The 342-nt window shown below is 56.1% G+C and carries 1 protein-coding gene; it reads left to right on the top strand.

The window, feature by feature from the left end; genetic code table 11:
• A partial coding sequence (locus tag GE027_RS22965) for a transposase (RefSeq protein ID WP_162006911.1) occupies positions 1 to 342 on the top strand: 342 nt, incomplete at both ends.

A 342-nucleotide genomic window follows, 5' to 3' on the forward strand; every position in this document is an offset into this window, starting at 1 on the left:
AACGAACCGAGATCCGTTACGGCCAGCTACTCGACTGGATCGGGCTGTCCGCAAGCAAGCATAACAACTGGAAGCATCGCTACGGCAAGATCAACGCTCACAACGGGAAGATCCCTCGTGACTGGTGGCTGGCCGACTGGGAGAAACAAGCGATTGTCGCGTTCCACGACAAACATCCGCTAGAGGGTTATCGCCGCCTGACCTTCATGATGCTCGACGAGGATGTGGTAGCGGTTGCTCCTTCAACGACATACCGAGTGCTCAAAGCTGCCGGCCGTCTGGATCGAAAGGGCAATCAAACCTCGCAGAAGGGCAATGGCTTCAAGCATCCGCTGAAACCTC

The sequence above is a fragment of the Roseimaritima sediminicola genome, assembly GCF_009618275.1.
Classification (GTDB): Bacteria; Planctomycetota; Planctomycetia; order Pirellulales; family Pirellulaceae; genus Roseimaritima; species Roseimaritima sediminicola.